This window comes from Persephonella marina EX-H1 (assembly GCF_000021565.1).
Taxonomy (GTDB): domain Bacteria; phylum Aquificota; class Aquificia; order Aquificales; family Hydrogenothermaceae; genus Persephonella; species Persephonella marina.
On sequence record NC_012440.1, the window covers coordinates 1,396,287 to 1,419,857 of the forward strand.

Below are 23,571 nucleotides of genomic sequence, written 5' to 3' on the forward strand. Positions count from 1 at the left end.
GCTCAAGATGGAAAAATTAAAAGGGATGCTAACTAAAGTTTTTAAGTCAAAGAAATTAATAATAGGTATCATTCTATTTGGAACCATCATCGTGTTTGCAGGGGGTGGATATTATCTGTGGCAGAAGAGGATTCCTCAAAAAACGGCTATGGTTCTGAAAAATATAGTTCACAATCTATTTTTTGAAAAACATCATCCAGGGGATATATATGGTGTGGTTCATATAGAAGAGCATGGTGAAGAGATAGAACTCTCTGAACTTGAACTTCCAGAGGAGGAGAAGGAAAGAATAAAGGAAGAGGAAAAGATAGAAAAGGAACTCAAAAAATTAGAAAAGAAAAAGGTAAAGATTGCAAAAGCTCCAAAACCTAAAAAGATAATGAAGCCTCTACCTATTGAGGAATATCCTAAGGAACTCCTCCCTCTAAAGAAGGTCTTACATAAACCTTTTAAGATGGGAGCCTGTGCTATATGTCACGAGGTTGATGAACATGGAAAGGTTATAAAGGTTGGTAAAAAGTATGTTCTGACAAAGAGGACAATAGAGGATCTCTGTTACTCATGTCATAAAGAGAGATATATAAAAAAGTATGACCACAAACCTGTTAAAGAGGGGAAATGTTTAAGCTGTCATGATCCTCACCAGAGCGATACTAAAAGATTACTTAAAGCCCCAACAGTTCCACTGTTATGTGTTTCATGTCACGATCCTAAAAAAGCCAAAAAGTTAAAGATTAAGAAGGTTGTAAATATCAAGGTTAAGTACAAACATAAACCTGTTGATAAAAACTGTCTCAACTGTCACGACCCTCACACTTCAAACTATAAAAAACTCTTACTTACAAAACTTGACTGGAGAAAAGATTTCTGTCTTGACTGTCACTCAAAGGTAAAAGATCCAAAAGTTAAGAAAAAGATTGATCTTATTCCTTTCCTCAAAGTTGTTAAAGTTCAACACAACGCCGTTTATGATGAGGATAAGTGTGCTAACTGCCACAATATTCACGGATCAAATAATAAAGGAATGCTTAAAGAACCCCAGCCTAAGGTATGTCTTGAATGTCACGATGAGGAAGTTAAAAAGGAAGAAACTGGAGAGCTTCTTATAAATATGGCAAAACATCTTAGAGAAAATAAATACTGGCACAAACCTATAAAAGAGGTTGAGAAGAGAGGAGGCTGTGCTGCCTGCCATAACCCACACGGTTCTAAGTATCCATACATACTTAAGAAGTTCTTCACAAAAGAGTTCTATCTTGAAGGTTCAAAGTTTGGAGATATGATGTGCTTCAGCTGTCACAAGGAAAAAGAGAGATTTACAGAAAGGATAACCGTTAAGGCAACTAACTTTAGAAATGGTGAGCTGAATCTTCATTTTATCCATACACAGGGTAAAAAAGGAAGAACATGTATAGCATGTCACGATCCACATGCTTCAAAATGGCCTACACTTATAGGAAAGTATACAGAGTTTAACGGAATACTTTTCCCTATAAGATATAAGAAAACGAAAACAGGTGGTTCATGTGCTCCTGCCTGTCATGATGAGTTCAAATATGATAGGTTAAAACCTGTTAAAAATATCGGTGCTATAAGACAGGAGTTTAAATAATACTTGTGGACTGAGTGAAATGGGAAGATTAATTGGATTTATAGGACTGCTTTTATTTTTTTCGAGCTTAACCGTATACGGTAAGGAGGATAAGGTTATACGTATTCCATTACATTTAAAGACAGAAAGTAAGGATCCTATAGAGATAATACAGCCGTACGACAACAGTATCCATTATGAGGATACCGCCTCAATAGTAATAAAGATTGATCAGAAAAGGGTTAAGAAGATAGAGGTTATAACAACATACCAGATATTCAAACTTGATGCTGAGGAAACTCTTCTATACAAAGACAAAAAAAGAAAAGAGGTACATCATATAAAGATAAAGAAAGACAGGGATACTTACTGTAAAAGTATAAACCTCAGATATGGGAAAAATCTCATTCAGGTTATCGGATATACAAAAGACGGTAAAAAGGTAAAGAAGGTTGTAGAGATATATCTTGCATCTCCTGTTCTCAGAGCATACAAATATCCACCTCCCAAGTATAAGGAGATCTTCTTCCACAAGGATGAGAATGAGATAGTATGTGTAGAGTGTCATGATATGACAGTTAATGAGATAAAAGGTGTTGCTTTTGAAGATGTTACAAAATCTAACTGTTATCCCTGTCATAAAAAGTTGATGACGAAATATGAGTACAAACATGCACCTGCAAGAAACTGGCTGTGTGCAACAACCTGTCATACAGGAAAAACAGGAAGGTTAAATAAAAGGCTTGAAGGAAAATCTAAGTATGTGTATCCTGAACCTCAGGGTGAACTGTGTTATACTTGTCATAAGAAAAAACTTAAAGAGTGGGATGAGAAGAAATTCCATCACGATCCTGTAGTTGCCGGTATGTGTGACAAATGCCATAATCCACATGCTTCACCTTATAGGTACTTTTTGAGAAAACCTGTATGGTACCTCTGTACAACATGCCATGAGGATAAAATTTTAAGAGGCCATATCGCATTTACATTTCTTGGGAAACCTCACCCTACAAAAGGATATAAGGATCCTTCTGATCCTAAACAGGAGAGGGAACTGTCCTGTATAAGCTGTCATGAACCGCATTCATCAGATAATAACTATATGCTTGTAAAAGAGTTTAAAACATTGTGTAATATGTGTCATAAGAAGTAATTTCAGGGGAGACAAGATGACAAGACTTTTAGTTATTTTACTGGTATTTGTGATTTTTTCAGCATCTAATGCGATTGAGATTTTATCGCCTTTAGATAAGGATATATATCAGGAGGAGTTTGCCTCCGTATCTGTCAGACTCTCACAGGATGAGGTAAAAAAAGGTTCCCATATATTAATAAATGTAAATGGTGCGAGGGAGTACAAAATAAAGATAAGTAAAGACAGAGATACTTTCTGTAAATCTGTGAAGATAAGACCTGGAGAGAACAAAATAAAGGTGATCTATTATTCATCAGATGGTATTGAGGGGGAGAAAGAGGTATCCGTCTTTCTCTATTCTCCGATATATAAAGAAGCTGAAGAACCACCTTACATTTATGAGGAAGTAGCTTTTCATCAAAAAGAGAATGAGAATAAATGTTCAAAATGTCATGATATGCGTTCTCTGAAACCTGAGGTGATTCCACCATCCCCTGAATCTTCACCATGTTACAGCTGTCATAAGGTTTTAACATCAAGAGCCAGAGTGCATGCTCCTTCTGCAAACTATGTTTGTAATTACTGCCATATTGATGAAGGTAAAAGTTATGAAAGGTATGAGACACCATTTCCTATAGCTGATACATGTTTTTCCTGTCATGAGTTTAGAAAGAAAGTATGGTGGAATAAAAAGTATATTCACGGCCCAACATCAACAGGTCAGTGTAATATATGCCATAACCCCCACTCATCAGATAATCTGTTTTTTGTTAAAAAGCCTATATGGAATCTATGTACATCCTGCCACAGTGAGAAAGCATCGGGTGTTCACGTTGTTGCCGGCTTTGTTTACGGAAAGTCACATCCAACTAAAGGAAGACCGGATCCATCCAGACCTGGAAGAGAGCTGGTATGTTCAAGCTGTCATAATCCCCATGGGTCAAACTACAAATTCTTTTTCAACAACGATTATACAGGTGACAGGTATATATGTCTGATGTGTCATAAAAAATAAGCTAAATCAGATACATATTCTTTCCGATCCATTATATATAAGTCCAGAATCAGATTTACAGACCAGACAGTAAGTTAGTGCTTGTTAACCGAGTATGTTTGGACTTATTATTAATTTGTCATAATATTTAGTAAATATTCACTAATTAATTTTTGCTTATATATTTATATTATAAAATCATTTTTGGAGGAAAAGAATATGGCGAAGGTAGTAATCGTAGGGGCAGGATTTGCAGGCCATTACGCCGCACTTGTTCTTCAGGATGCCCTGAAAGGAAAGGGCAATCATGAAATTACTGTCATCAGTCGTGTTCCTAAGTTTACCTACATTCCTTCTCTAGTCTGGGTAGGAATAGGGCAGATGACAGCTGAAGAGACACAGTTTGACCTGAAACCTGTTTACGACAAAGTGGGGATCAATTACATTCATGGAACGGTTACAGAGGTACATCCTGATGATCAGTATGTTGTTGCTCAGCTCCCTAACGGTGAGACACAGAATGTGAGCTATGATTATGTTATTATCGCAACAGGACCTTACTTAAATTTTGCTGCTACTGAAGGGTTAGGTCCGGAAAACGGGTATACACAGTCTATCTGTACACCTCCTCACGCAACACAGGCAGCTTCAGCTTATCTTGATCTTGTCAGCAGAATGGAGAAAGGTGAGAAGGTAAAGATTATTGTAGGAACAGGTCACGGTATGTGTACATGTCAGGGAGCAGCTTTTGAGTATATCTGTAACATCCATAACGATCTTGTGGATAGAGGTTTAAGGGATAAGGCTGAACTTCTCTGGATATCAAACGAACCTGCTCTCGGTGATTTTGGTATTGACGGTTTAGAGATGAAGTATAAAGGAAATATCTTTACATCTGAAGATATGGTCAGATATGTATTTGAACAGTACGGTATTAAATGGGAGATTAAATCTCATGTTAAAAAAGTTGAGCAGGGTAAGGTTTACACATTAAATCTTGATGGTGAAGAGAAGGAGTTTGATTTTGATTTTGCTATGCTTATACCTCCATTCAAAGCACAGCCTATAAAATGGATAGATAAAGATGGAAACGATATAACAGAGAAGATGTGTAACCCTGCTGGATTTGTTAAGGTTGATGCTAACTACGGTAAACCTTATGAGGAGCTTGATGGTCCTGACTGGCCTAAAACATACCAGAACCCTATCTACAAAAACGTGTTTGCGGCAGGGATAGCATTTGCACCTCCAGGTCCTTTATCAAAACCTGCGAAGGCACCAGATGGAACTCCGATCGGACCTACACCACCAAGAACTGGTTATACTTCAGAGCTGTCAGGAAGAGCAGCAGCTCTAAATATAGTTGATCTTATTGAGGGTAGAGAGCCTTCCCACACAGCTTCAATGGCTGAAACACCTGGTTTATGCGTAGCTTCTATGAAAAACCATCCAACTTCTGGTGAGGCTGCAACTATAGCTATATACCCTGTTGCAAGAAACAGAGCTAAATACCCAGAGTACGGAAGAGATCTTGATCTGTGTATAGCTGAGGTAGGTCTTGCAGGTGCATGGTTTAAAGCTATGCTCCACCATGCATTCCTCTATAAACTACAGGCTAAGCCTGGATGGAAGCTTATACCTTAAAAATTGATGGAGGTTTGAAGGATGAATAAACAGCAACTTATGGATAAAATGTGGAAAGTAAGAAAAAATCTTATAGTTCAGGCTTTCAGATTTATTGCACTTGGACTCCAGTTCTGGAAGTTAGTTAAGAAAGCTCACTGATTGAAGGCCCCCTCAAGGGGGCTTTTTTTAAAGAATTATCTCAACAGAAAGGTCTATCTCTTCCAGTATATTTGCCACCTTTAACGCTTCCTCAAAATCACCTTCATAAACAACGGCTTTTCCTTTTGTGTGAATCTCCCAGGTAAGGTTTTGGGCTGTTTCAAGATCACATTTTATAGCTTTCATTATCTGGTAGATCACCTCTTCAAAGGTGTGCCAGTCGTCATTGTAAACAACAACTTTTGCAGGTATATAGGTCTGAACGTCCTTTTCAACTTCAACCTCAAAACCTATACCCATAGACCTAACCTCTGTACAGTTTTTTCTTAAAAATATACTCCTCAACCTCAGGAAGTACAAGATACTTTATTGATCTGTTCTCTTTGACTCTCTGTCTTATCTCTGTTGAGGATATATCAATTCTTCTTGTATCATAGAAATAAACAGCTGTCTTTTCTTTTTCTATAATCTGACTTTCGGTTATAGTCTTCTGGAAGTTTTCCTTTAAGAATCTGTTTACCTGATCCTTCGTGTCTTTTCCCCTCCCAACAACTATAAAACTACAGCTTTCAAGTAGTTTTTCAGGGTCTTTCCATCTTTTAAGTGTTAAAAATGCATCAGTTCCAACAATAAATGATGGATAGTATCCTGTTTTTTCCCTGTAGACTTTTACAGTATCTATGGTGTAGGACTTTCCCTTTCTCTTTATCTCAAGATCGTCTATCTCAAAATAACTGTTATATCTTAAAGAAAGCCTCAGCATCTCTATTCTGTCTTCTGCTGAGGCTCTGCATTCAGGTTTCAAAGGGGAATGGTAAGCCGGGATAAATATTATTTTAGAAAGGGAGAAGAACTCCCTTATATCCTCAGCTATCCTTAGATGCCCTATATGTACAGGATCAAAACTTCCACCGTAAAGGGCTATCATCTGTTTAATCTTTACCCTTCAGTATAGGTAGAACTGTGTATATTTTGGAATTTCCTCTCTGTACAAACAGAAGAACAGTCTCTTTATCTGCTGCTTCAGCCTTCTTGATAATATTCCAGAACTCATTTGCTGATTTAACAGGCTTTCTGTTTACTGAGAGGATGATATCTCCACTTCTGAGACCTGCCTCATCTGCTACAGAACCGTACTTGACACCGTAGACAAAAACACCGTATGGGATTTTTGGAATTCTGTATTTCTCAACCATCTCAGGTGTTATATCCTGAACGATCAGCCCGTATTTTGCCTCCATCTCTTCCATATTTTCAACAGAAACTGTCTCTTCCCACGGAACTGTCTTAACTTTTATATCAATTTTTCTTCCGTTTCTTATAACCGTTACGGTAACCTCAGTTCCCGGTGGGTTTCTCATAATAAGCTTCTGTAGATCGTTTATATCCTCAACCTCTTTTCCATTAACAGCAACAATAATATCACCTGATTTTATACCAGCTTTTTTAGCAGGACCGTCCTCCATCACCTGGGAAACTAAAACACCTTTATCAACACCAAAATGTTCAGCAAGTTCAGGTGTTAGAGGCTGTATGATCACGCCTATCTTACTTCTTTTTACTTTTCCATATTTAAGAATCTGGTTCATAACCCATTTTGCCTGGTTTATAGGAACAGCAAATCCAAGACCCTGTGCACCTGCTATTATGGCTGTATTTATACCAACAACCTCACCTTCAAGGTTTATTAATGGTCCGCCTGAGTTTCCAGGATTTATCGCTGCATCCGTCTGGATAAAGCCCTCACCTGGATGTCCCTCAATCGCTCTGTCTAAGGCTGAGACGATACCCATAGTTACAGTTCCGGAAAGTCCAAGTGGACTTCCGATAGCGATAACTGTTGCACCTACCCTGAGTTTATCAGAGTCTCCAAGCTTGAGAATATGCTTCTCAGCGTACTTATCTATACCTTTTTTGAAAGGAACAGCTATAACAGCAAGGTCGCTCAGCTTGTCCTTACCTATAACCTTAGCCTCTATAACCTTGTTGTTCTTGAATCTGACTTTAATGTTTGTGGCATTCTCTATAACATGGTTGTTTGTAAGAAGGTAAACAAGCTTCTTCTTTTTGTCTATCTTTACGATAAATGCTGAGCCAAGTCCTTCCTGTCTCTGTGTAAACTCTCTCTCATCTGGAAACCCGAAAAAATCACCGAAAGGTGTTCCTGCAAAAGGATTTACCATCTTTACTTCTCTTATGGTAAAAACGGTAGCAACACCAGGGGATACATTCTCAACTAACTTTATCCTTTCCTCTTCTATCTGGCGCATAAGAGTGGAAGCAAAAGATATGTTAAAGATCATTAGGGATGTAAAAATCAGGATTAGATGTTTCTTTAACATTTAATTTCCTCCGTATTTTTTGTTTTAATAATATAACTGTAATGTGAAATTTTAGTGAAGGAGTGTTCATTGATTGAGGGACTTCTTGTTGATCTTGATGGGGTACTTGTAAAGGACGGTGAGCTTAACATTTTTGAGGATGCTCCTTTGTTTATAGAATTCCTTCATAAGAATAATATACCTTTTAAGATAGCAACTAACAACTCAAGGAGACCACCTTCACAGATAGCCTCAATACTGAGAGAAAAAGGGCTGGATATAAATGATGATGATATAGTCTCCCCTCTGTCTGTAGCTCCAGAAGTTCTTAAGGAAAAAGGGATTAAAAGTTTATACATAATTGGGGCTCAAACGCTTAAGGATTACTTTAAGGAAAAAGGTTTTGATGTTAAGGATGATGAGAATGTTGAGGCTGTTGTTATTGGTATGGATAAAAGTCTGAACTTTCATAAATTAAAGGTGGTTACGACAGCTGTGAAAAGATTTAACGCAAAGATTTATGCACTCAACAGAAATCTGATATCGCAGGATGATGATGGGATGCTCTTTCCCGGTGTGGGATCAGTAGCAAAGATGTTTGCATATGCGTGTAATACAGATTTTGAGCATTTTGGAAAGATGAGCGATCTTTACAATGATGTTATATTCAGAAGTCTGGGAAAACCTGTTGAGAAACTTGGTATAATAAGTGATGATCTGTTCGTTGATCTGAAAGGTTACGGATCTATTGGACTTACAACTATTTTTATAACAACAGGAAAATACAGGGTTGAGGATATCAAAGATTTTGAACCTGATTATATATTTAACTCTCTTAAAGAGATAACGGAGTTTATGGGAGCAGATTGATACAGAAGTTAAAACTTTATGCAAACTTAGTAAAATTTGAGCACACGATATTTGCGATCCCTTTTGTTCTTGCATCTGTATTCATACTTGAAAAGGGACTTCCTGATCTTGAAAAGGTCTTCTGGATTTTGGTTGCAGCCATTGCAGGCAGAACAGCAGGAATGGCATTTAACAGATTTTTTGATCTTCCTTTTGACAGATTGAACCCGAGAAGTAAAAACTGGGTCTCTGTTACAGGTGCTGTAAAGGCTGGAGAGATATTGGCCCTTGCGATCGTATCATCTGGTATTCTTGTTTTCTCAGCATACCAGCTTAATAAACTCGCCTTTTATCTTTCTCCTATAGCGATACTTCTTCTTATAATCTATCCCCTCGGCAAGAGGTTTACTAACTTTGTTCACCTAATACTTGGGGCTGTTTATTTCATTATTCCTGTTGCTGTTTCAGTTGCACTTAAAGGAACAGTTGAGATCTCAATGATCTTTCTTGGTCTTGGTATGGCTTTTTGGGTTGCAGGATTTGATATTTTTTATGCTCTACAGGATGTAGAGTTTGATAGGAAGGTTGGTGTTCACTCAATCCCTGCAAGGTTTGGAATAAAGAGAGCTATAATCTTTGCAAGGATTTTTCATTTCTTAACTTTTGTTTTCCTTGTTCTAACGGGGATTTATGCTGATCTTGGGAGTGTATATTTCTTCGGCCTTATAGTCCTGACAGGATTCCTAGTATACGAACACTCACTTATAAAGGAGAATGACCTTTCTAAGATAAATGTGGCATTCTTTACTGTCAACGGTTATGTAAGTGTTCTTTATATGGTTTTTGTAATTACAGATATATACCTGTGAATTTTTCATATATAATAAGGTCAACAGACAGAAAAGTGGAGGAAAAGGATGTCAGCTAACTTCACGGATGTTTTGGAGATAAAAAAGATTCTACCCCATAGATACCCATTTTTACTTTTAGACAGGATACTTGAGCTTGATCTTGAAAACCTTAAGGTAAAGGCTCTAAAAAATGTAACTGTAAATGAGGAGTTTTTTAACGGGCATTTTCCTGAGTTCCCCGTTATGCCAGGTGTACTCATTATAGAGGCAATGGCTCAGGCAGGTGCATATCTTATGATACAGAAGGCAAGGGCTGAAGGTATAGAGGGAGACTTTACAGTTCTTTTTGCAGGTATAGAGAACGCAAAGTTCAGAAAGCCCGTTGTACCGGGAGATCAGATCATATTTGAGGTGGAAGGACTGAACATAAAGAAGAGTATGGGGAAGATAAAAGCTGTGGCAACTGTTGATGGTAACGTTGTGTGTGAAGCAGTTCTTATGGCAGCCCTGAAAAAAAGCTGATCATATAAGTCCTTCTGAGCTGAAAGAGAAATAACCTTTCTTCCCTACTATTATATGGTCTAAAAGTTCAAAACCCATCTTTATTGATAGATCTTTTATAAGTCCTGTGAATTTTATATCTTCCTTAGAAGGCTCAGGGGATCCTTCTGGATGATTGTGAACGAGTATTATCCCGTAGGCGTTGTATCTTAAAGCAGGAATAAAGATATCCCTCGGTTTTATATTAACAATATTTAAAGATCCTACAGCTACAATTTCCTCACCAAGGAGCTGGTTCATCGTGTTTGTGTACAGAACTAACATCTTTTCCTGTTTTTCTTTTGAAAGCCATTTTATATGTTTGAAAACGTCTGAAGGTTTTTCAAAGATGATGCTCTCTTCATCCTCCTCAACCCTTTTTATTATCTCCCCTATGGACAGTATCTGTAATGCTTTTGCTTTACCTATACCCTTTATTTTTGTGAGATCCTCTATTTTTAGATCTTTCAGATCCTTCAGCTTTCTGTTCTTCAGTATTAGATCAGCAAGACCTAAAACATTAAGATCCTTTGTTCCCTGTCCTAAGGATAATGCAAGAAGTTCAATATCTGAAAGTGAGGATATCCCGTACTTTAGAGCTTTTTCCCTTGGCAGAAGATCTTCCGGAAGATCCTTAATTTTCTTTCTGTATATGTACTTCTTAAAGTTCATTCCATACCTTACTGTTATATAATTTCAATACATTTTAATTGAAAAATAAAAAAATTCAAAAGGAGGCTGTTATGAGATTTTTTGCTGTTGTTCTGTTCACACTTTTTTCCTTTCTCTCAGTTAACGCAGGTGAAAATCCTGTTGTTAAAATGGAGACAAACTACGGCGATATCTATATTGAGCTCTATCCTGATAAGGCACCTAAGACTGTTGAGAACTTTTTAAGATATGTAAAGGAAGGTTTTTACAACGGGCTTATATTCCACAGGGTGATACCTGGATTTGTTATACAGGGCGGTGGATTTTATCCCGGAATGAAGTATAAAGAACCTACACATAAACCTGTTGTTAATGAGTCTGACAACGGTCTTTCCAACTTAAGGGGAACTATCGCAATGGCCAGAACACAGGATCCACACAGTGCAACATCCCAGTTTTATATAAACCTTAAGGACAACACGTTTCTTGATTATGGAAGAACACCACAGAAATGGGGATACACAGTTTTCGGGAAGGTTATAAAGGGAATGGATGTTGTTGATAAGATATCAATGGTAAGAACGACCACAGTTGGTTATTTCAGAGATGTTCCTGTTGAGCCTGTAGTTATAAAATCTGTTAAGATAGAAAAGCCTTAAGGTTTACCGTATCCCCCTCCACCGGGGGTCTCTATCCTTATCCTGTCACCTTTTTTCATTTTAACTGAGAACTTACCTTCTTTCAGTATCTTACCTTTCTCTGTGATTATATAATTTCTCCCTACCTCTCCTGGCTTTCCGCCAAAAAGTCCATACGGCGGTATTCTTCTTCTTTCTGATATTACAGTAACTTCAGCATCTGTTAATAGCTTTATCTCTCTTATGATACCGTCTCCACCTCTGAAAAGCCCCTCTCCACCTGAGTTTTTCCTTACAGAGTACTGTGTGACCATGAACGGATAAGCATACTCAAGGGCTTCAATGGGTGTGTTAAGTGTGTTTGTCATATGTGACTGGATCGCACTTTCACCATCACCACCTGCAAAGGCTCCCATTCCACCACCTATCGTCTCGTAGTATGTAAACTCTTTGTTCGTGTCTGGATCCTTCCCACCTATGGTTATATTGTTCATACTTCCCTGACTTGCTGAAGGTATGAATTCAGGCAATGCTTTTGATAACGCACCGAGGACAACATCCACAATCCTCTGTGATGTTTCAACATTTCCAGCTGAAACAGCTGAGGGTGGCGTAGCATCAACAACAGTCCCTTTTTTTGTTATTACCTTTATAGGCCTGAAACAGCCGTCATTTGTCGGGATGTTCTCCCTGATTAATGATCTGAACACATAAAAAACAGATGAGAGTGTTATAGATCTGACAGCGTTTATACTGCCGTTCACCTGAGGATCTGAATCGGAAAAATCAAGAAAAGCCTGATCATCATTTATCTCAAGTTTAAGGCTGATCTTTATATCCCTGTTTCCAACCCCATCATCCTCCATATAATCCTCAAATGTATAGATACCGTCAGGAATATCCTTTATTCTCTTTCTCATAATCTTTTCAGAGTACTCAAGGAGCTTTTCCATATAAAACTCAACAGTGGATAGGGAGTATCTTTTAACCAGCTCTTCTATTCTTTTTATCCCTGTTATATTAGCCATTATCTGTGCATAAAAATCCCCTTCCCTCTCTTCAGGTGTTCTCACATTACCCTTTATAATATTAATTATTTCCTTATCTATCTCTCCCCTTTTAACAAGCTTGACAGGTGGTATAACTAAACCTTCCTGAAATATTGAGGTTGAGACAGGCATTGATCCGGCGGAGACTCCCCCAATATCCGCATGGTGTGCTCTATTTGCGACAAAAAATTTAAGACTCTTATCTATAAAAACAGGGGCTATCACTGTTATGTCAGGAAGGTGTGTTCCACCCATATATGGATCATTCAGTATAACCATATCCCCTTCATCAAATGAGCAGTTTTCTATAGCTGATTTAACTGATGCTGACATAGACCCAAGATGGACGGGGATATGAGCCGCCTGTGATATAAGACAACCCTCTCTGTCAAATATGGCACAGGAGAAATCCTTTCTCTCCTTTATGTTAGGTGAGAATGCTGTTTTCTGGAGTATAACCCCCATCTCCTCTGCTATAGCTGAAAGCTTATTCTTGAATACTTCAAGCATTACAGGGTTTATCTCCATACTACCCCTCAACACTCAGAATTATATTCCCAAAATCATCCACATACCCTGAGGCAAACTCCGGTATTACTACCGTTGATGAATACTCAACGATAATAGAAGGGGTATCTATAATATTTCCGGCTTTCAGTTTTTCCCTCTGTATAACAGCTGTTCTTATATATTTTCCGTTGAAGTAAACATCCCTGTAACCGAGGATGGCTTCTCTGTCTATCCTTTTATCACCTTTTTCTATCTTTTTCAGAGAAGGCTTTTCAGTGATACCGTATGCTCTTAATCTTACATTTACTATCTCTATATCTGTATCTTCCCTGCTGTACCCGTAGTACTTTCTGTGTGTCTCGTGAAATCTTTTATCTATACTATCCCCGTACGGAACAATAAGCTCATAAGACTGACCTTTGTATCTCATATCTAACAGGCTTTCCGTGATTATATCTTTACTATCAAACCCTTCTTCCATAAGATCCTTAAAAGCCTTTTCTTTTAAAGTTTTTATAACCTCCTCAAGATGTGGGATGATGCTTTCAGAATAAATGGACATCACTGTAAGGGAGTAATCCTTTATAACATCTGACATTAACATCCCAAATGCTGAAAGAACACCTGGATTAACAGGTATTATCACCTCTGGTATGCCAAGTGATCTTGCAAGGAATGATGCGTGCAGTCCACCAGCACCACCGAATGAGAAAAGGGAAAACTCTTTTGGATCGTAACCTCTCTCTATTGATATCTTTCTTATAGCATCTTCCATCTTTATATTTGCAACTGTAAGTATACCTTCTGCTGTCTCGTAAGGATCAAGACCTGTTTCAGATGACAGTTTTTTCATGAGATCTTCCACCCTTTCGGGGTATATCCTCATATTCCCACCTAAGAACATCTCAGGAATAAGTCTGTTCAGGAAAAGATTTGCATCTGTGACTGTGATCCTTTCCCCTTTTCCGTAACATACAGGTCCCGGATCTGCTCCTGCACTTTCAGGTCCTACATTGAGTGATCCACCTTCATCTATGTAAGCTATAGATCCTCCTCCCGCTCCAACTGTATGTATGTCTATAACAGGAACTTTAACAGGAAGATCTGTTATCTCATAATCTGTTGTAAATGGTATGCTCCCATCTAAAAGTGATACATCTGTAGATGTTCCTCCCATATCAAAAGTTATGATCTTTTCATAACCTGCCATCTTTCCAAGCTGAAATGCACCAACAACACCTCCTGCAGGTCCAGAAAGAATCGTTCTTACAGATTCTTCTTTTGCCTTTTTTGGTGATATTGATCCACCGTTTGACTGCATTATTAAAAGTCTGTCATCCTCTGATATATTCTCCTCAAGATGTGATATATACCTGTCCATAACAGGCATGACGTAGCTGTTTAAAACAACCGTTGATGATCTCTCATACTCCCTGAACTCTGGAAGTATCTGTGATGATATGGATACATAGAAATGATCTGACAGCTTTTCTTTCAGTGTTTTCTCATGTTCTGGATTTAGAAAAGAGAATAAAAAGCAGACAGCAACAGACTGGACGGAACTTTCCTTAAGTTTTTTTATCAGTTCATCTATCTCTTCCTCAGATATATCCTTTACTATCTCCCCTTTTGAGTTTACACGGCAGTCTATACCGAATCTTAGATCTTCCGGAACTATAGACTCCTTCCTTCTGTAATGTAGGTTGTAAAGCTCCTTTCTGTTCTGTCTTCCTATAAAGATGATATCTTCAAAGCCTTTATTTGTTACAAATGCGGTTTTTGAACCTTTCCTCTCAAGTATTGCGTTTGTCGCAACGGTTGAGCCGTGAATTATATACCTTTTCTTTCCTCCTGCTACCTTTTCTATTCCTTCTAAAACGGCCTCTGCAGGGTTTGATGGGGTTGATAGCAGTTTGTATATACCCCATCTATCTCCCTCTTTATAGACGATATCGGTAAATGTTCCTCCTGTATCTACACCGATCACTACCATCTTTTCTAATTTCTTACCCAGTGAACCCTCGCGTACTTCCATCCTTCTGGATACTGAATTATCAGATCTCCCTTATAAGCTCTGTGAACAGCCTCACCTATTCTTCTTGCAAGATGTTCATAGGTTGTTGTCACTACAATCTTCCCGTCTTCCTCTTTTATCTCAATAATTCTTTCCAGAGGTCTGTAAGCCATCTCCTCCTCTTCTGTATTTTTTATAAGATTGATGATCTCGTCTTTATGTTCTTTAAGAAACTCACCTTCCAGAACAACATACCCACCTTCATACCTGTCCTCTATTCTTCTACATGCCGGACATACTATACTTTCAGCATTCTCCGGAACTGGCTCAATCCATTCAAATATACCGTCGTGAAAAACAACACCACACTTTTTACATACAGATGGATCGTGGTACTTCTCCTTTGTAAAGTAAGGATCGTGAATGTACTCCTTTATCAGTCTGTCCTTTCTGATACTCTTTCCCATCGGAACCCTCCTTAGCACTATTATGCCTTAATTAATATAAAAATAGGTTACAATTATATCAATAAAACCTTACTCAAGAGGTGGGAAAATGAGTCTTAAAGTTTACAACACTCTAACAGGAAAAAAGGAGGAGTTTGTTCCTATAAAACCGGGTGAGGTAAAGATATACACCTGTGGTGTAACAGTTTACGATGTTAACCATGTAGGGCATGGGAGAAGTCTTATCGTTTTTGATGTTATAAGAAGATACCTCAGATATTTAGGATACAACGTTTACTTTGTCAGAAACTTCACGGATGTTGATGACAAGATAATAAACAGAGCAAAAAATGAGTGTCTCCCATTTACAGTTATAGCTGACAGATATATAAAAGAGTACTTTCAGGATGCTGAAAACTTCCGTATAGAGCCTGCTGATGTTGAGCCGAGGGTTACAACGCACATTCCGGATATTATAGATTTTATACAGAGGCTTATTGATAAAGGTTACGCTTACGAAGTAGAGGGAGATGTTTATTTCTCCGTCAGAAAGTTTAAGGAGTACGGTAAGCTCTCAAAAAGAAGTGTTGATGAGCTTATAGCAGGTGCGAGGGTTGAGCCAGGTGAGAAGAAAAGAGATCCTCTTGATTTTGCATTATGGAAGGCATCAAAGGCAGGAGAACCTGCATGGGATTCACCATGGGGAAAGGGAAGACCTGGATGGCATACAGAATGCTGTGCGATGATATTTAAACATCTTGGAGAGACGATAGATATTCACGGTGGTGGTCTTGATCTTACATTCCCTCACCATGAGAATGAGCTTGCACAGGCTGAGGCTTTATCAGACAAACCTTTCGCAAGATACTGGATACACAATGGACTTGTTACCGTAAACGGTCAGAAGATGTCAAAATCTCTTGGAAACTATATAACACTTAAGGAGATATACTCAAAGTATGATCCTGATGTCCTGAGACTACTTGTCCTCTCAGTTCACTACAGAAGTCCACTTGATTTCAGCTGGGAAAAGATGGAAGAAACTAAAAAGGCTTATGAAAGGCTCAAAGGTGCAATAGATGAGTACGAGATACTCAAAAAACTTCCGGAGAATCCTGATTTTGATGAGCATCTTTATGATGAGATAGCAAAAGCTGAGCAGGGATTTTACGCTGCTATGAGTGACGATTTTAATACGCCTGAAGCTTTAGCATCACTTTTTACTCTTGTTAGAGAGATGAACATTCTCAGAGATAAAGCTGTTAAAAGTGGAGGGATCTCAAAAAAAGCCCTTGAGTCTTATAAGGAGGCCTCAGATGTTTTACACAGCATAGGTAAGGAGATATTTGGTCTTTTTGACAGCCTCCAGCCATGTATTGAGGTTGAGGAGATAAAGGTAGAGAAGGCTGAGGAAAAGATAGATACTCAGCTTGTTGAGGCACTGATAGAAGTAAGAAATAAGGCCAGGAAGGAAAAGCAGTTTGAGATAGCTGACTACATAAGGGAAAAACTTTCACAGCTTGGCATCGTTATTGAGGACACACCTGTAGGAACAAAATGGAAGAAAAAGTGATATGGCTCAGGAAAGATTAGCGGCAAAGATATTTGACAGTATAGTTAACGTATACGACAGATTCCTGAACTTTGCCACATTCAGCAGGATAAACAGATGGCAGAGAGAACTTATAGAGAATACACCTGAGGGTGAAGTGTTTGTTGATGTTGGAACAGGAACAGGCGAGATAGTAAAAAAGATCAATGAGATATATCCCGAGACAGATGCTGTGGGGATAGATGTTTCATTTAAGATGCTGAAGGTTGCTAGGGAAAAAACAGGTGAGAAAAATCTTTTTATACAGGCATCGGCGTATGACTTACCATTTAAGGATAAAACTGTTGATTCTGTTCTCCTCTCTCTTGTTTTCAGACATCTTAATCCTGAAGACGCTGTAACAGAGTTCAGACGTGTTTTGAAGGATAAAGGCTGTATATCCATACTTGATATCTCAAAACCTTCCAGATATATCTACAGAACCATGTATTTTTTTGCTGATAAGATATTCAGACCTGTTGGAGAAAGGATATTCACAAAGGAAGAGTACGATTACTTTATAGAGTCCATAGAGAACTCAAAATCCGAAGAAGAGCTTGAGAGATTTATGGAAGATTTTTCTTTCAGAAAAATTTACAGCTCAAAAAAGTTTGCTGGAATGGTTATTATAGCCGTTTTTCAGAAAGTTAAATAAAATAATATTATAATGTTTTAATAAATATCAAAATATAAAAGAGGTGTGTGATGAAGGAATTTATAGTAAACGCTATCAATTACGACAAAAAGATCGTAACAACAGCTATAGAAAGTGGTGCCGATTACATCATAATACCTGAGGATAAAGAGGAAGAGGCAAAAAAGCTTGGAAGGGTTAACTTTATAATCGCAGATAAGAAAGGGAATCTCACTGATGATTTTGTTATAGTAACAATAAAAAACAAGCAGGATGAGGAAAAGGCAGCACAGTTAGCAAAAGCTGGAAAAAAGGTCATAGTCAGAACAACCGACTGGACAATAATCCCTCTTGAAAACCTTATAGCCCAGTCTGAAAACATCTACGCAGAGGTCAAGAACGCAGATGAGGCAAGTATAGCTGTAGGTATTCTTGAAAAAGGTGTGAAAGGTGTTGTTCTTGAGACAGAAGATCTTAACGAGATAAAAAGGGTTGCATCTGTTATAAAGGAAACAACTGAGAAAGTTGAGCTTATCAGGGCAAAGGTAACAGCGATAATTCCTGTAGGAATGGGGGACAGGGTTGCTGTTGACACAACCTCACTCTTTAAAAGGGGAGAGGGAATGCTTGTTGGAAACTCATCTGCAGGCATGATACTTGTACATGCTGAGACAGAAGAATCACCATATGTTGCCTCAAGACCTTTCAGGGTAAATGCAGGTGCTGTTCATATGTACACAAGGGTTCCGGGTGGAAAAACTGTTTATCTTTGCGAGCTTGAGGCTGGTAAGGAAGTTATGGCTTATGATATTGACGGGAATGGAAGGGCTGTTGTCGTAGGAAGGGCAAAGATTGAGAGAAGACCTATGCTTTTGATAGAGGCTGAATACAACGGGAAAAAGCTGAGTGCTGTTCTTCAGAATGCTGAGACTATAAGGGTTGTTGGTGGTGACGGCTCTTTAATATCAGTTGTTGATCTTAAAGAGGGTGACGAGATACTGGGATATGTTGAGGAAGCTGGAAGACATTTCGGTATGAAAGTAGAAGAAACAATACTGGAAAAATAAAATGAACACACAACTAAAGGTAGGCTTATTTGTCCTTATTATATCCGGTATATTCGCCTACTTAACAATCGCTTTTAATGACAGAGGTTTTGGTCAGGATACACAGGATTACTATATTTACTTCAATATGGTTGAGGGACTTTCAAAGGGAGCGGATGTACAGGTAAAAGGTGTAAAGGTAGGTAGAGTTGAGGATATCGTTTTTAAAAACAGCATAGTTGAGGTTAAGGTTTCTATAAGAAAGGATGTTCCCCTTTATAAGAATGCTGTTGCATACATAAGAACACTTGGCCTTATGGGGGATAAGTATGTTTATATAGATCCGGGGACGCCAGATGCGGGAAAGCTACCTGAGAAAGCAATAATCAGAAAGGGACAGGTTTTTACCTCAGCTGAAGAGGCTTTTTCATCAGCCGCTGATGTCGCAAAAAAGGTTGAGATACTTGTTGATAATCTTAACAAGGCTATAGAAGAAGGAAATCTTACAGAACTGATCAGAAGGATAAGAGTACTTGCAGAACATACAGATCAGCTTGTACAGGAAAACAGGAGAGATCTTAGAAGAACCATAGAAAATGTGAGGGTTATAACAGATAACCTGAGAACCCACCTGCCTGAACTTATAGCTAAACTTGACAGGATAACAACACATCTTGAGGCTATAACAGGTGATAACAGGGATGATATAAGGGAGCTTGTTAAAAATCTTAAGGAGACATCTGTTGCGTTAAAGGAGAAAACACCTAAGGTTCTTGAAGATATAGATCAGGCAGCACTTCAGGTCAGGGATACAGTCGGTGAGAACAGAGAGGATATAAGAAGTGCTGTTGAGAAGATAAAAGATGCCTCCTTAAAGCTTGACAGGATTCTCGCAAAGATAGATGAAGGAAAAGGAACAATAGGGAAGCTTGTGAATGAGGATGACCTTTACAACAATGTGAATGAAGGAGTTAAATCTTTCGCAAAACCATTTAAAGTGATAAACAGATCAAAACTTGATATAAAGCTTTATGCTGAAACACATACGGGAAATGAGGATGTAAAGGCCGGTATAGCTGCTATATTCTCACACAGACCAGACAGGTATTTATACTTTGGTGCATTATCAAACACGAATGGTAAGGTTTTAAAGGAAGAGGAGTACCAGACAGGATCAACTGTAACAACTAGACTTACAAGGAATTACGGAATACTCTTTGACGTCCAGTATGCTGGAAAGCTGTTTGGTGAAGATTACCCATCATTATGGGTAAGGGCTGGTCTTAAGGATTCTGGAGCTGCAGGAGGTTTTGATATCCATTTTTCTGAAAACTTTAAGCTGAAATCAGATATTTACAATTTTGACAGAAGATTTGCATCAGGAGAACCTGCCCATCCACAGCTGGATATTGTGTTTCAGTATAAATTCGGCAGTTCACCTATTTTTATAGATTTAGGTGGATCGGATCTTCTGAATGATGGGGTAAGGGGTGTTTTCATAGGTGGAGGTTTCCTGTTTAACGACAATGATTTAAAATATATCTTAGGTTCTGTACCAAAACCTTAATAATATGAGGACAAAAATGGATAAAGATGCTTTTTTAAGAAAAGTGAGACTTTTTTCCGGTCTTAAAGACGAGGAGATAAAGGAGATATCAAAATATTTTCATTTTAAAGAGTTCCACAAAAATGAGTATGTTTTTTTTGAAGGAGATGAGGAACCTGGTATATACATTGTTATAGATGGAATTATAAAATTAACAAAAGAGACGGCAGAAGGTAAAACGGTGATCCTCAGACTTGTTACACCAGGAGAGGTTTTTGGATGGCTTGTTCTTGGTGAGTCTAAACCAACAAGCACATACACAGCACAGGCATTGATAGACTCAAAAGTTCTTTATATATCAAACGCTGATTTCCTCAGACTTATGACAGAATATCCAGCTCTTGCTGTAAGGATTACATGTGAAGCCAGTAAGATGGTTCTTGAAGCTTACGACAGACTGAAAAGCCTCGCAGCTGAGAAGGTGGAGGGAAGGATAGCAAGTCTTCTCCTTGAGCTTTCCAAGAAGATAGGTGAGGATCAGGGAGATAAGATTGTTATAAAAGCCCCAATAACCAGGCAGGATCTGGCTGAGATGACAGGAACGACCGTTGAAACAGCCATAAGAATCATGAGTAAATGGAAAAAAGAGGGGCTTATAAACACAGAAAGGGGTAAAATAGAGATACTGGATCCTGAATATCTGGAAACGCTCATATCGTAATCTGACAATCTGTTTAAAAGATCTTGAATTTTATTTTCTCTTAGTATATATTATAAATATAATAATATTCTAATATATTAAAAAATTGATTTAAATCAATTTTTAGAGGAGTGGTTTATGAGAAAGCTACTGGTTAGTTTGGTTTTACTAACTTTTATAGGTGTTGGTTCAGCAGAGGAGATTACTCTCAAAAAGGCTATAGAGACCGCACTTGAGAACAGCTACCAGTTAAAGGCGTCCCAGAATCTGCTGAAGTCAAAGGAGTACCAGCTTAAAGCAACGAAAGGTCTCAGATGGCCCTCACTAACTTTCAGCGAGATATTCATGAGAACTAACAATCCCGGCTGGGGAATGATGAACACTCTTAATCAGAAAAGGCTTGATATGAACTCATCATCAAACTTTGTTAATATGACATCCTTCGGTTTCCCACCGCCTACCTATCCTGAGATAAACAACTGGCAGACAAAGTTAGAGTTCCAGCTTCCTATCTACACGGGTGGAAAGATATCCACAGGAATAAAGATGCAGAAGGAGGAGTATGAAGCCTCAAAGCTTGATCTTGAGAGAACAAAACAGAAGGTTATCTATGATGTATCAAAGGCTTACTACGGTGCATTACTTGCGAAAAGAGCTATAAAGCTTGCAAAGCAGGCATATAAATCTGTTGAGAAGCATTATAAAACAGCAAAATCCATGTATGACAACGGTCTTGCCATATACGCAGATGTTCTCAGAGCAAAAGTTTACCTTATGAATGTTAAAAACAAGATAACAGAGGCAGAAAATCAGTACCTTGTAGCAAAAAGAGGTCTTTTACTTGCTATGGGACTGGATAAGGTGGATCCTACTCAGATTGAGGTTGTAGGTGAGCTTAAGTTTGAGGACACAGACAGAACTGTAGAGTACTGGCAGAACTTTGCTATGAACAACAGACCTGATCTTATCGCTCTGAGACAGAGGGTTGAGAATGCCAAGAGAATGGCTGATTTTACAAAGTCTGACCTTTTCCCAACTATCGGTGCATTTGGCTCTTACGAGCTTAATGATAGAAAAACACCATTTGGTACAGACGGCAGATGGTGGACTATAGGTGTGGCACTGAACTGGAAAGTTTTTGACGGTTTCCAGAGCATAAATAAATATAAATCTGCTAAAGAGATTTACAGACAGTACCTACACCAGAAGAAAGGTTTTGAAGAGTATATTAAGTTCAGCGTTTACAAAGCTTACGCTGAGCTTCAAACAGCAAAGGAGAAGCTTACCACGGCAAAACAGAACCTGAAATGGGCTGAAGAGGTATTAAAAATAACAGAGAAGAGATACAAGAACCAGATGGCATCAATGATAGATCTTTTAGATACACAGACAATGTACGACAAGATAAGTTTTGATCTCGCAAAGGCTGTTTATGAGGCGCAGATAGCCCTTTTAGAACTTCAGTTCCAGTCTGGAGCTTTAAACAAAGAAAAAATTGGAGGAGATAAATAATGGCAGGATTAATAAGATTTACCCTCTTTTTCTTGCTACCTGTATTTGTTCTTATCCTCTGGATGGGAGGTTATCTTACACCAAGGGTTGAGCCAGGTTATGCTGAAACTGAGGCAAAAGCTGTTACAGGTATAAAAACGGCGGTCATAAAACCTACAGTTATGAAATCTGAGTATGAGGTTGATGGAACGGTAACATCAAACAACAACGCAAAGGTTTCAACGAAGCTTATGGCAAAGATACTTGATATAAAGGTAAAAGAGGGTGACACAGTAAAAAAAGGTCAGCTTATAGCTGTTCTGGATGACAGTGAGATAAAACAGAACATAAGGGAGGCAAAAGCTGCCCTTGAGGAGCTCTCAAAGGCAAGGGAAGAAGCACTCGCAGGAAGAGAGGCTGCTAAAGCCGGGTATGAGTTTGCTAAAAGAACATACGAGAGATTTATGAACCTTTATAAAGATAACGCCATCTCAAAACAGCAGCTTGAAGAGATTGAAACAAAGATGATAGGTGCAAAAGCACAGCTTGATATGATTGATGCAAAACTTAAGCAGATAGATGCAAAGGAGAAGCAGGTTAAGGCAAAACTGAAGTATGCAAGAATTATGCAGAGTTATGCTTATGTTAAAGCACCATTTGATGGTGTTGTTATAAAGAAGATGAATGATATAGGTGATATGGCTGCCCCGGGAATGCCTATAGTGATAATCGGGGATAAAGATCTCAGATTTTTAGCACAGATAGATGAGAAGCTGATAGACAAGATACACATAGGAGATGAGATAGATGTTTATATAGAAACTATAGGAAAGAAACTTAAAGGAACGGTAGTTGAAAAGAGTAAGTCAGTAGACCCTATGAACAGAAGTTTCACAGTTAAGATAAAAATACCTTACATAAAAGGTGTTACACCGGGAATGTACGGAAAGATAAAGATACCTGTTAAGTCTGAGGAAAAGATACTTATTCCTGAATCAGCAGTTGTTAAATGGGGACAGCTTAAGGCTGTTTATACTGTGGATAAGAACGGCATATTACATCTAACATTTGTGAAACTTGGAGACAGAATAAACGGTAAGTACGAGGTTGTTTCTGGTATTGATGCTGGCACAGAGATAGTTGTTGAAAATACTGAAAAAGCTTGTGACGGCTGTAAAATCAGATAATC

General features: G+C 38.3%; 22 protein-coding genes. 15 read left to right on the plus strand and 7 right to left on the minus strand.

Annotated elements, in window-relative coordinates; all coding sequences use genetic code 11:
* Nucleotides 1-7: 7 nt before the first annotated feature.
* The 4 genes from PERMA_RS07230 to PERMA_RS07245 all read left to right on the plus strand — a co-directional run bounded on the left by PERMA_RS07230 (nucleotide 8) and on the right by PERMA_RS07245 (nucleotide 5,364).
* Nucleotides 8-1,612, plus strand: coding sequence for a cytochrome c3 family protein (locus PERMA_RS07230; RefSeq protein WP_015898852.1), 1,605 nt, complete (start codon nucleotides 8-10; stop codon nucleotides 1,610-1,612).
* Between the two features lie 19 nt (nucleotides 1,613-1,631).
* Nucleotides 1,632-2,744, plus strand: a complete 1,113-nt coding sequence (locus tag PERMA_RS10555) for a cytochrome c3 family protein (RefSeq protein ID WP_012676906.1) — start codon at nucleotides 1,632-1,634, stop codon at nucleotides 2,742-2,744.
* A 16-nt stretch (nucleotides 2,745-2,760) separates the two neighbouring features.
* Entirely contained in the window at nucleotides 2,761-3,741 is a 981-nt protein-coding gene (locus PERMA_RS07240; protein WP_012676526.1) for a cytochrome c3 family protein, read from the plus strand.
* Nucleotides 3,742-3,939: 198 nt separating this feature from the next.
* On the plus strand, nucleotides 3,940-5,364 hold the full coding sequence (locus PERMA_RS07245) for an NAD(P)/FAD-dependent oxidoreductase (RefSeq protein ID WP_012675208.1): 1,425 nt from the start codon (nucleotides 3,940-3,942) through the stop codon (nucleotides 5,362-5,364).
* 168 nt (nucleotides 5,365-5,532) lie between these two features.
* Here the strand turns inward: PERMA_RS07245 and PERMA_RS07250 are convergent, their stop codons facing one another.
* Genes PERMA_RS07250 through PERMA_RS07260 form a run of 3 tightly spaced genes read right to left on the minus strand, consistent with a single transcriptional unit; the run spans nucleotide 5,533 to nucleotide 7,847 of the window.
* Nucleotides 5,533-5,805, minus strand: a complete 273-nt coding sequence (locus PERMA_RS07250; RefSeq protein ID WP_012676341.1) for an ATP-dependent Clp protease adaptor ClpS — start codon at nucleotides 5,803-5,805, stop codon at nucleotides 5,533-5,535.
* A 4-nt stretch (nucleotides 5,806-5,809) separates the two neighbouring features.
* Complete coding sequence (gene nadD / locus PERMA_RS07255; protein ID WP_012676030.1) at nucleotides 5,810-6,433, minus strand: nicotinate (nicotinamide) nucleotide adenylyltransferase; 624 nt, start codon at nucleotides 6,431-6,433, stop codon at nucleotides 5,810-5,812.
* 4 nt (nucleotides 6,434-6,437) lie between these two features.
* Nucleotides 6,438-7,847, minus strand: a complete 1,410-nt coding sequence (locus PERMA_RS07260; protein ID WP_015898952.1) for a Do family serine endopeptidase — start codon at nucleotides 7,845-7,847, stop codon at nucleotides 6,438-6,440.
* Nucleotides 7,848-7,916: 69 nt separating this feature from the next.
* On the opposite strand from PERMA_RS07260, the gene PERMA_RS07265 reads away from it, so the two are divergent.
* From PERMA_RS07265 to fabZ, 3 genes are read left to right on the plus strand one after another with little or no spacing between them, the layout of a single operon-like run.
* Nucleotides 7,917-8,696 (plus strand): HAD-IIA family hydrolase, encoded by a 780-nt coding sequence (locus PERMA_RS07265; protein ID WP_012676516.1) that lies wholly within the window; start codon nucleotides 7,917-7,919, stop codon nucleotides 8,694-8,696.
* Nucleotides 8,693-9,544 (plus strand): UbiA-like polyprenyltransferase, encoded by an 852-nt coding sequence (locus PERMA_RS07270; protein WP_012675676.1) that lies wholly within the window; start codon nucleotides 8,693-8,695, stop codon nucleotides 9,542-9,544. The genes PERMA_RS07265 and PERMA_RS07270 overlap by 4 nt, the downstream gene beginning before the upstream one ends.
* 48 nt (nucleotides 9,545-9,592) lie before the next feature.
* Entirely contained in the window at nucleotides 9,593-10,048 is a 456-nt protein-coding gene (fabZ, locus tag PERMA_RS07275) for a 3-hydroxyacyl-ACP dehydratase FabZ (protein WP_012676751.1), read from the plus strand.
* Here fabZ and radC read toward each other — a convergent pair whose 3' ends face one another.
* Nucleotides 10,049-10,738, minus strand: coding sequence for a RadC family protein (radC, locus tag PERMA_RS07280; protein WP_012676703.1), 690 nt, complete (start codon nucleotides 10,736-10,738; stop codon nucleotides 10,049-10,051).
* A gap of 71 nt (nucleotides 10,739-10,809) precedes the next feature.
* Between radC and PERMA_RS07285 the strand changes: the two genes are divergently transcribed.
* Complete coding sequence (locus tag PERMA_RS07285; RefSeq protein WP_012676957.1) at nucleotides 10,810-11,376, plus strand: peptidylprolyl isomerase; 567 nt, start codon at nucleotides 10,810-10,812, stop codon at nucleotides 11,374-11,376.
* Here PERMA_RS07285 and PERMA_RS07290 read toward each other — a convergent pair.
* The 3 genes from PERMA_RS07290 to PERMA_RS07300 are packed head-to-tail and all read right to left on the minus strand — an operon-like array spanning nucleotide 11,373 to nucleotide 15,395.
* Nucleotides 11,373-12,932 carry a hydantoinase B/oxoprolinase family protein gene (locus PERMA_RS07290; protein ID WP_041530911.1) on the minus strand — a complete coding sequence of 520 codons (1,560 nt, stop codon included), beginning with the start codon at nucleotides 12,930-12,932 and terminating at the stop codon, nucleotides 11,373-11,375. The genes PERMA_RS07285 and PERMA_RS07290 overlap by 4 nt on opposite strands.
* A 1-nt stretch (nucleotide 12,933) precedes the next feature.
* A complete protein-coding gene (locus tag PERMA_RS07295; RefSeq protein ID WP_238527220.1) occupies nucleotides 12,934-14,949 on the minus strand; it encodes a hydantoinase/oxoprolinase family protein in 2,016 nt (671 codons plus the stop codon).
* Nucleotides 14,913-15,395: a BCAM0308 family protein gene (locus PERMA_RS07300; RefSeq protein ID WP_012676324.1), complete on the minus strand. Its 483-nt coding sequence runs from the start codon at nucleotides 15,393-15,395 to the stop codon at nucleotides 14,913-14,915. The genes PERMA_RS07295 and PERMA_RS07300 overlap by 37 nt, the downstream gene beginning before the upstream one ends.
* 88 nt (nucleotides 15,396-15,483) lie before the next feature.
* On the opposite strand from PERMA_RS07300, the gene cysS reads away from it, so the two are divergent.
* The 7 genes from cysS to PERMA_RS07335 all read left to right on the plus strand — a co-directional run bounded on the left by cysS (nucleotide 15,484) and on the right by PERMA_RS07335 (nucleotide 23,569).
* A complete protein-coding gene (gene cysS, locus PERMA_RS07305; protein WP_012675842.1) occupies nucleotides 15,484-16,947 on the plus strand; it encodes a cysteine--tRNA ligase in 1,464 nt (487 codons plus the stop codon).
* A 1-nt stretch (nucleotide 16,948) separates the two neighbouring features.
* The gene (locus tag PERMA_RS07310) at nucleotides 16,949-17,620 is read left to right on the plus strand and encodes a class I SAM-dependent methyltransferase (RefSeq protein ID WP_012676474.1); all 672 of its coding nucleotides are present in this window, start codon (nucleotides 16,949-16,951) and stop codon (nucleotides 17,618-17,620) included.
* 50 nt (nucleotides 17,621-17,670) lie between these two features.
* Nucleotides 17,671-18,666 carry a 3-dehydroquinate synthase II gene (locus PERMA_RS07315; protein ID WP_012676013.1) on the plus strand — a complete coding sequence of 332 codons (996 nt, stop codon included), beginning with the start codon at nucleotides 17,671-17,673 and terminating at the stop codon, nucleotides 18,664-18,666.
* 1 nt (nucleotide 18,667) lies between these two features.
* Entirely contained in the window at nucleotides 18,668-20,212 is a 1,545-nt protein-coding gene (locus PERMA_RS07320) for an MlaD family protein (RefSeq protein WP_015899012.1), read from the plus strand.
* A 16-nt stretch (nucleotides 20,213-20,228) separates the two neighbouring features.
* The gene (locus PERMA_RS07325) at nucleotides 20,229-20,912 is read left to right on the plus strand and encodes a Crp/Fnr family transcriptional regulator (RefSeq protein WP_012675754.1); all 684 of its coding nucleotides are present in this window, start codon (nucleotides 20,229-20,231) and stop codon (nucleotides 20,910-20,912) included.
* A gap of 117 nt (nucleotides 20,913-21,029) precedes the next feature.
* Nucleotides 21,030-22,403 carry a TolC family protein gene (locus PERMA_RS07330; RefSeq protein WP_012676657.1) on the plus strand — a complete coding sequence of 458 codons (1,374 nt, stop codon included), beginning with the start codon at nucleotides 21,030-21,032 and terminating at the stop codon, nucleotides 22,401-22,403.
* Nucleotides 22,403-23,569, plus strand: a complete 1,167-nt coding sequence (locus PERMA_RS07335; RefSeq protein WP_012675337.1) for an efflux RND transporter periplasmic adaptor subunit — start codon at nucleotides 22,403-22,405, stop codon at nucleotides 23,567-23,569. The genes PERMA_RS07330 and PERMA_RS07335 overlap by 1 nt, the downstream gene beginning before the upstream one ends.
* The last annotated feature ends 2 nt before the right edge of the window (nucleotides 23,570-23,571 follow it).